Here is a 7,300-nt window from a genome sequence, read left to right as displayed (position 1 = left end):
TCAACACCGAATTAATGTTGGGTAACAATAAGTTGGACCTATTACTCTACAATGAAGCCCAGAAACACTTTGAAAATGTACAACGCCTTGCAAAAGAAAATGGCTTCCGACTCACCGAAAGTTTCGCTCTTTTCAACCTCGGCGTTTGTTTTGAACGACAAAAAATGTTCATCGAATCCTCAAACTGCTTCAAACAAGCATTGAAAATTCCTGAACATTTAGAGTCCTTTGTTGCCGTCAGATCAACATATATGCTAAGTAAAGTTCTGTTTCAGTTGGGAGCTTACGAAGTTGCCCTGTCATGGTATGAAAAGGCTCTGAAAAGGGCTACAGATGAAGGAGAACAGGAGTATGTGGCGAAATTAAAAATCGTATACGCTTTGTATACGGAACAAAATGACCAAGAGGTGAGAAAATATATCGACATCCTCGAAGAAATGGATCTTTGGACAGAAACAACCGACCTCTCAATCGAAATTGGTGAATACTATGAGAGTAAGGCTGATTTCGAAAAAGCCGCATATTATTTTAAACACGGACATTTTGCTAAAAACCAAATCATCAAAGTATCGGAGGCGCTACTATGAAAAAAACCACTTTGTTCAGTCTGCTAACTGTTTCAGCTTTATTGCTGGCTGCTCCTGCTTTAGTTCATAATTACAAACCTACCGAAGGTGGAGTATCCATCAAAGTTGCTGAAGGTGGAGTATCTGCCTGAAATGCAAAATCTTGAAAAAGTGTTCTCAAATCTGAAATTAGACCGTCAAAAAGTCTGGTCTACAGCTGAAAAATTAAAATCAAATAAAGACGGGGTTGTCCTTTTAGACCGTTCCAATCCAGAACATCGGGCTTGGTACAATAATTCATCTAAAAGTGTTTAAATGCCCCTCTATCGGAGGCCTTAGTATGAAAAAACGTACTGTCTTAATTACCGCTGCTATTCTTGGACTGCTCCTTGTATCAGCCGGACACGATTTCGGAACAAAAGAAAACGGATGGCTCGGCATCTCAAAAGATTTCCAAACAGCCGAAAAAGGAGCACTGGGTTAAAAATAACAAGGCGGACTCTAAAGAGTCTGCTTTTTTTATTTTTAAACGAGTTTAAATGCCCCTACATTCAATTTTAAGAGCTCCCCCTTATAAAAGGTCATTTTTCTTATTTGAAGCTCTCAGAAACGATCCTAAGCATCCTGAAAGGCGTTCTTTATTCTTAATTCTCCTTGTAACAAGTTCTTGGGCGTTGCCCAAACCCACCAACGGACGGCCGTTGGATGCCAGCATTCAATCCCCCCAACCCCCCGAATCTTCGGGGGGCTCCCTCGCCGGTTGGCGTCAAACAAACGGGTTTGTTTGAGTGCTGAAAGGGTTCGGGTGGCGCTGAGCGAGTCAACTCCTTAATCCTCCCTGCGGTCCGGTTACCGTTGACTCCCGCCAAAATCGCATCACTGCCTAAAAAAAGAACCCTCACCGCCAAAAACGGTAAAAGGGTTCAGGTTCTAACAACAACTATGAATATTATAAGCCCCTGCAGGTACATTCCGCCAGTAACGCCCCTATTTATTTGGTGCGTATAACTGGGCACTTCAATAGTGACCACTTCACATCAAAGAAAGCTCAAACGCTTTTTGTATGTATTCTTCCTCTGTGATTTCTCCATGAAACCGTCTTTCTAAAAGCTTTTCCTCTTCTTCCGTCAGCACTAAACCCTCAAAGCCAAGGGTTGCTCTTACATATCTCATCCCTGTTTCAAAATCACTCATTTGTCTCTACACCGCAGGTTCAATCGTCAATTTTGTTCCATCAGGCAAAGACATTTTCAAGGTATTCAAAGCATCCTCCGCTTCCTCGATCGTCTCGAATATATCCTCTCGTTTCTCTCCGTCTGGGTGTGTGCTCGTGAACGTAATTTCCGTCCCTTCCAGCTCGCCCACAATACGATATGCCATGTATTCTCCGCCTTTCCTTTTTGTATCCATTCTACCCGTTGGCGGACTTGTCCGCCAATGTCAGGCGGGCGAATGAAATCGCCCATTGCCTGACATAAAACCCAAGAGGGCTGAACAGGGTGAGCCTCGTTACTCCTCCCTGTTCAGCCCTCTTTTTTGCTTCCATTTCGGGTGCGAGACTCCCTGGCGGATCGTCCCGCAGCCCTTCATTTCAGCAAGCCATTTCCACAGATCGGAGCCTGCCCGATCTGTGGAAATGGCATCCCCGCACTATCTACGCTAGTGGGAGAGGCGGAGTTAAAAGTGTCGGACACAATGTTTCCGACACACTCCGCAATTGGGATGGCACGCCCTCCCCCTTGACCCCCACCGTCCGACACTCTAAAATTGAGTTAATCACTCAATTTTTGGAGGTCGAAAAAACATGGTCGCACGTCAAAAAGAATCCGTCCGACTCGATCCCGAAGTTGTTTCGCTCGGTCGCAAGCTCGCGAAAAAAGACTTCGGATCGGAAACCAAATTTGGACTGCTGATCGAACACGCCATTCGGGCGTATCACGCTCACCAAGTCCAACCTGTCGAAGCAAGCTCGTTGCTGTCCGCAACCGAGCAAGCTCTGATCGACAGGATCGAAAAACGAGTTGAAGACATGGGAAAACAAACCGTTGAACGAGTCGGAAATCTCATTGCCAAATCCAGTTACGAAACTACATACAGCAGCATCATCTTGGAATATCTCTTTGATGACCATTTCGAAGATCATAACCCAAAACAACTTCGTGAACAGGTACGCGGCATTGCCGCCCAAAGAATGCGAACTCGATTGGATAAAGAATCAGCTGAAAAAATCAGCTCTCTTATGCAAGAAAACAAAAACCTAGAGGTCATGCAGGAAAAGTTAATCGACATGAACAGAGCACAAAAAGAAGAACTGGAGAAGTACAAAAGAGCCTATCAAGAACTGCGGAAGGACTATCAAGACGTCCAAGAAGAATCAAACAGCAGACTCAATCAGGTTGGAAATGCACACCTGCAAAATGACCAACTACTCCAAAAAGTGCGCTCTCTACAAACAGAGTCATCTGAATATAAGAATCAAGTGGACTTTCTTGTTGCCAATTACAACCGACTCAAAAGCAATGAAAAGCTACTTGAAGAGTATAAGCAGGGGCGAAGATAATGGTCGCTCATGTGAAATCCCTCGGCTTTGCCAGTCATAGCAAAGGCGGAAAACCGATCACCCATATCAAAGAGCATATCAAGTACATAGAACTTGACCGGGATCACCACCGGACATCGCCGGAACTGTTTACAGCTGCGCAAGATAAAATTCAACGGATTGAGTTTTTCAAAAAGCTGAATGAACAGCCAAAGCGTGGCGTAGTCGGTCATAAACTCGTCATTTCATTAAGCGAAGATGAACAGGGACGGTTCGCCACCGATTTAAAAAAATTAGTCCGAGATACAATGAATCGCTTTGAGGGTAAGCACAACGTCAAACTGGATTGGGTAGCAGCCGTCCATGATGACAAAGGACATCCTCACGCTCACGTAGTCATACGAGGATACAACGAGGACGGCAAACAGGTCGGCCTGTATCCGTCACACTTGAAGGATCTCCAGAACTTTGCGGAACAGGAGAAAGAACGACAGTTTGAGAGATCCAAAGGCAGGAGCAAAAGCCGCGATTTTTTGAAGGAGCTTGCTGAGGAGATCGAACTTGAACCATCTATCCCATTCACAAAGAAACGCCGCCGGAATAAAGAGCAAGAACAGCAACAAGAAGAAAAACAGCGCCCTCAAAGACGGCGCCGTGATTACGAAATGGAACGATAAAAAGCAGACCCGTAAAGGTCTGCTTTTTCTTCAAGGGAACGACTATAAACTTCATTTTTTAATGCGATAATAAGAACGCTACTGTAGAAACAATCGGAAAAATAATCAAAGAAAGCTTAAGTGTTTTCCGAGGTTTCTTAACAAGGTTCCCAAGATAGGAAGGCACTCCAAAAGTGACAGTGTCTAATACAGCCATAAAAACGCCCTTTTTCAGACCCATCTTTTCTTCACTCATTGCCATACCTCCCTTACAAAGCATTATTACCATACCTTATATACACAATACCCTGCTGTTCCAGCAGATAGTCCTCCATTTATAACCGTACAAGTAATACATCCCGGAGGTCCTGTTAAACAAATATAATAACAAGCGCCCATCAGCATGCTTCTTAAAGGCAATTGTTCTTTACTGTTCTTTTTCAAACAATCCCAGAACTTATCCCAGCTAAATTGAGCTCTCATTTGATCATCAATCACATTTCCACTTTTAAAGTGTTGATTTAAATCCGTTAAATCCTTCTTTTCACCATAACTATCAATGGCATAGGAACCTTCTAAAAACAAACCATCTTTATCATTTTGAGATTCCATGACTAATTTTCCGTTTTTATATATTTTAGTGTGAAGATTATTATCTTTATCATATTCAGGAAGTTGAACAAGGTACAGTTTCTTTTGACTCATTTCAACAGCAATAAAAGGAGACACATTCTCATCAAATGAAAGTTCTCCTTTCTTTTTTAAGTAAAAATATACGATATCGTTCCCTGCATCTTTCAAATGAACAGCTTTATTTTTGTTAGGAATCACTTCATAACCTTCGTCTGAAGCAATTTCTTTGGCAGCAGAAAACTGAATGGATGCTCTTGCCTCTTCAACAATAGGCGCCGCTGTATCAGCATCTATTTCTTCATAAGGGAGTTCAACTTCATCATCTTCATTGTTTACGTTTGAAATAGCAGAAGCCGACTGAGATAAAGTCATATTAAATGTCATCAACAAAGCAAAAAATAAAGCAAATAACAATCGTGTTTTCTTCATTTTATCCTCCTTAATTCCTCCTGTTTATAGCCAATATCCCCTCCCACATTTTTCTATAAATAAGTCTATTATCCTCTTTTTGGAAACAAAATAGATTATTATTTTTGGTTTTTCTACAAAAAAAGAGTGCAGACTAGCTACACTCTTTTTTTATTTGATTATGTAATTCTTAATACCAGGATGCCAATAAGCCATGACCTCAAATGCACCATTTGCAACCTCGTCATCTTCTTCCTCAATCTTGACCAGATCGCCGTCCTCCGCATCACCAAGGTTCAACTCTTTATGTATCTCTTTTAAAATGCCGCCGTACCCGATCAATCTACGGGCAGCCAGTGCATCATCCAAATAAAACACCGTGTTCAAATTGTCTTCTGTCACCTTGTTGCCGCGCACAACATCCGTATCTTTAACCGGATATTTAGAGATTTCGAGTACAGCTTTTTGCTCCATCATCGCTTCCCTTACATCATCTTCAATCTGCTCCGCATCAATCTTCGCCTTACCTTTCACTCGACGAATATCGACAATTGGAGTGTAATCCAGTTTCATTGCCTTTTTCCAAAGGCTTGTCCAGTCCGCCTGTTTGATGTAATTCTTTCCCGTAAAATAACTTTTCTTTACAGGTAAAAGCACATGAAAATGGGGATGATATGTATCTTCTTCATGGTTTTTCGTAATCTCTAAAGCTCTGAAATAACCTAAAGTAGATTCCTTAACTCTTTTATAACCAAAAAGGCGATTCCAACCTTTCATCATGTCAGAAATCATAGGTTTTAATCTGTCACCTTCAACATTTCGAACAGTGAGAGTGAGAAAAATCCACCTGCAGCCATACTGCCGATTCGCTTCTTCTACAATCAACTTATTATGATAAGCAATTTTTAACGACCTGCGCCATGCACACATCGGGCATAACCTCACTTTACAGAACTGAGCTTGATACAGCTTTAGTTTGCCCGTCTCCGGGTCTCTTTTAAACGAAAGACACTCTGCACAACCGCACAATTTCTCAGCTTTTTTGCCATAGTAAGGTATACCAGTTTTACTCTGTAAAGCTTCATAATGCTCCGCCATAAGATTTGTCCGTCTCTTTTTCCCTCTCCAATCCCGCTTTTTACCTGTTGCGGTCTTATCCTCAAGGATGATATAATCATTTTCAGTTGAATACAAAACGAAAAACTCCTTCTGAGCTAGTGATCTAGCGTTCTATTATTTGGCTTCGACACCCTAATAATAGCAGATGGAGTTTTGTACTGTCAAAAAAGCCCTCATCCCTTGACAAATAAGGGCTGAGGGCTTTTTTTAAAACTTGAGATGTTTCTATATAGTATCAAGATAAGAAAAGACCCGATTTCGGCTTCGCCAAAATCGAAAAAGACCGGCTGAAAACAGCCGGCTTTTTTAAAACCTAAAACCCAAAAGATCAAAACCGTTCTTCCCCCCGCAGGGGGGAGATTTTTTTAAAAAATCGGCTTTTTTATACGAAAAAATCCTTTTTAGCATCCAAAAATGCTTTTTTCAAAACCAAAGTAAGAGATCGGTAACAAATCTGTTCCTTTTTCGCTTAAATCGGTCCGAAAAAGTGACTCTTACGAAATATTTCGTGCAGCGTTTTTGAAAACGTTGCTCTATCAAAATATTTTATTTCCGTGAAAAAATGATCTTCCAAAATATTTTAAAGCCCTCCCCACGGGAAAACCCCTTTACACTCTTCTATCTCTAATTGCTTTTTTCGGAAAATTCTTCACAATTATTTGACAGTCTGAGATAATTCGAAATACAAATGTTTACATTTCTTGGAGCTATAAAGAATAGAGGAAGGATTGGTGAAAGTTGAGTACAATAGCATTCGAAGAAGTCGGACAAGCCTTAAATGATTGGTACAAGATCATCAAACAACATGACTTTCCTAAAGCCGCAGCCATGAGGAAAGAGATCGAAAGCACGTTTCCAAATATGAAAGAGAATCAAACCGTATTACTGTATTTCAACCTGATTGACTCTCGTTATAAACTCATGACAGAGGATTACAACAAATCAGGAGAATTGCTAGACGATCTGAAAACCAAGGCTTTAGAAAATAACACCGATGACATGATTCACTATTATTTTTATTTTTTCTCTGGCATGTATGAATTTCATCAAAAGCGCTATGTCAAAGCCATTATGTACTATAAGATCGCAGAAGAACGCTTGAAAAAGATACCTGACGAAATTGAAAAAGCTGAATTTCATTACTATCTGTGTAAGGCGTACTACAAAATAAAGCAAAATGTTTTCTCTATCACCCACGCTAAAATTGCATACGACACATTTAAAGCACATGAAACCTATAAAGAAAAAGCTATCAACACCGAATTAATGTTGGGTAACAATAAGTTGGACCTATTACTCTACAATGAAGCCCAGAAACACTTTGAAAATGTACAACGCCTTGCAAAAGAAAATGGCTTCCGACTCACCGAAAGTTTCGC

At 41.0% G+C, this 7,300-nt stretch carries 12 protein-coding genes; 7 read left to right on the top strand and 5 right to left on the bottom strand.

Features of this window, described 5'->3' with window-relative positions; genetic code table 11:
• From JMN17_RS21350 to JMN17_RS21340, 4 genes are all read left to right on the top strand, one after another.
• A partial coding sequence (locus JMN17_RS21350; protein ID WP_202329203.1) for a tetratricopeptide repeat protein occupies positions 1-587 on the top strand: 587 nt, incomplete at its 5' end.
• Complete coding sequence (locus JMN17_RS21970; protein WP_263633659.1) at positions 584-718, top strand: hypothetical protein; 135 nt, start codon at positions 584-586, stop codon at positions 716-718. The genes JMN17_RS21350 and JMN17_RS21970, both read left to right, overlap by 4 nt.
• Position 719: 1 nt before the next feature.
• Positions 720-881 (top strand): hypothetical protein, encoded by a 162-nt coding sequence (locus tag JMN17_RS21345; RefSeq protein ID WP_202329201.1) that lies wholly within the window; start codon positions 720-722, stop codon positions 879-881.
• 25 nt (positions 882-906) lie between these two features.
• Positions 907-1,050 (top strand): hypothetical protein, encoded by a 144-nt coding sequence (locus tag JMN17_RS21340; protein ID WP_202329199.1) that lies wholly within the window; start codon positions 907-909, stop codon positions 1,048-1,050.
• A gap of 548 nt (positions 1,051-1,598) precedes the next feature.
• Here JMN17_RS21340 and JMN17_RS21335 read toward each other — a convergent pair.
• Together JMN17_RS21335 and JMN17_RS21330 are read right to left on the bottom strand one after the other, a co-directional pair.
• Positions 1,599-1,760 (bottom strand): hypothetical protein, encoded by a 162-nt coding sequence (locus JMN17_RS21335; protein ID WP_014475552.1) that lies wholly within the window; start codon positions 1,758-1,760, stop codon positions 1,599-1,601.
• A 6-nt stretch (positions 1,761-1,766) separates the two neighbouring features.
• On the bottom strand, positions 1,767-1,946 hold the full coding sequence (locus tag JMN17_RS21330; protein ID WP_202329197.1) for a hypothetical protein: 180 nt from the start codon (positions 1,944-1,946) through the stop codon (positions 1,767-1,769).
• A 424-nt stretch (positions 1,947-2,370) separates the two neighbouring features.
• Between JMN17_RS21330 and JMN17_RS21325 the strand changes: the two genes are divergently transcribed.
• Positions 2,371-3,126 carry a hypothetical protein gene (locus tag JMN17_RS21325; RefSeq protein ID WP_202329195.1) on the top strand — a complete coding sequence of 252 codons (756 nt, stop codon included), beginning with the start codon at positions 2,371-2,373 and terminating at the stop codon, positions 3,124-3,126.
• Positions 3,126-3,782, top strand: a complete 657-nt coding sequence (locus tag JMN17_RS21320) for a relaxase/mobilization nuclease domain-containing protein (RefSeq protein WP_202329193.1) — start codon at positions 3,126-3,128, stop codon at positions 3,780-3,782. Before JMN17_RS21325 ends, JMN17_RS21320 begins: the two co-directional genes overlap by 1 nt.
• A gap of 58 nt (positions 3,783-3,840) precedes the next feature.
• Here the strand turns inward: JMN17_RS21320 and JMN17_RS21315 are convergent, their stop codons facing one another.
• The 3 genes from JMN17_RS21315 to JMN17_RS21305 all read right to left on the bottom strand — a co-directional run bounded on the left by JMN17_RS21315 (position 3,841) and on the right by JMN17_RS21305 (position 5,996).
• Positions 3,841-4,017, bottom strand: a complete 177-nt coding sequence (locus tag JMN17_RS21315; RefSeq protein WP_242519931.1) for a hypothetical protein — start codon at positions 4,015-4,017, stop codon at positions 3,841-3,843.
• A gap of 26 nt (positions 4,018-4,043) precedes the next feature.
• A complete protein-coding gene (locus tag JMN17_RS21310) occupies positions 4,044-4,823 on the bottom strand; it encodes a hypothetical protein (RefSeq protein WP_014471341.1) in 780 nt (259 codons plus the stop codon).
• 150 nt (positions 4,824-4,973) lie between these two features.
• A complete protein-coding gene (locus JMN17_RS21305; protein WP_202329189.1) occupies positions 4,974-5,996 on the bottom strand; it encodes a protein rep in 1,023 nt (340 codons plus the stop codon).
• Between the two features lie 663 nt (positions 5,997-6,659).
• On the opposite strand from JMN17_RS21305, the gene JMN17_RS21300 reads away from it, so the two are divergent.
• The coding region (locus JMN17_RS21300) for a response regulator aspartate phosphatase (protein ID WP_445291685.1) at positions 6,660-7,300 on the top strand (641 nt) is incomplete at its 3' end.

This window comes from Bacillus sp. RHFS10 (genome assembly GCF_016757475.1).
Taxonomy (GTDB): Bacteria; Bacillota; Bacilli; order Bacillales; family Bacillaceae; genus Bacillus; species Bacillus subtilis_G.
Note: the sequence above shows the minus strand (reverse complement) of the source record. Positions and strands in the feature narration are given on the sequence as shown.

Bases quoted from the DNA above. Each gene is read 5' to 3' on its own strand.
- JMN17_RS21310 (WP_014471341.1), bottom strand. From the start codon at position 4,823: ATGAAGAAAACACGATTGTTATTTGCTTTATTTTTTGCTTTGTTGATG.
- JMN17_RS21335 (WP_014475552.1), bottom strand. From the start codon at position 1,760: ATGAGTGATTTTGAAACAGGGATGAGATATGTAAGAGCAACCCTTGGC.
- JMN17_RS21340 (WP_202329199.1), top strand. From the start codon at position 907: ATGAAAAAACGTACTGTCTTAATTACCGCTGCTATTCTTGGACTGCTC.
- JMN17_RS21315 (WP_242519931.1), bottom strand. From the start codon at position 4,017: ATGAGTGAAGAAAAGATGGGTCTGAAAAAGGGCGTTTTTATGGCTGTA.
- JMN17_RS21320 (WP_202329193.1), top strand. From the start codon at position 3,126: ATGGTCGCTCATGTGAAATCCCTCGGCTTTGCCAGTCATAGCAAAGGC.
- JMN17_RS21325 (WP_202329195.1), top strand. From the start codon at position 2,371: ATGGTCGCACGTCAAAAAGAATCCGTCCGACTCGATCCCGAAGTTGTT.
- JMN17_RS21345 (WP_202329201.1), top strand. From the start codon at position 720: ATGCAAAATCTTGAAAAAGTGTTCTCAAATCTGAAATTAGACCGTCAA.
- JMN17_RS21330 (WP_202329197.1), bottom strand. From the start codon at position 1,946: ATGGCATATCGTATTGTGGGCGAGCTGGAAGGGACGGAAATTACGTTC.
- JMN17_RS21970 (WP_263633659.1), top strand. From the start codon at position 584: ATGAAAAAAACCACTTTGTTCAGTCTGCTAACTGTTTCAGCTTTATTG.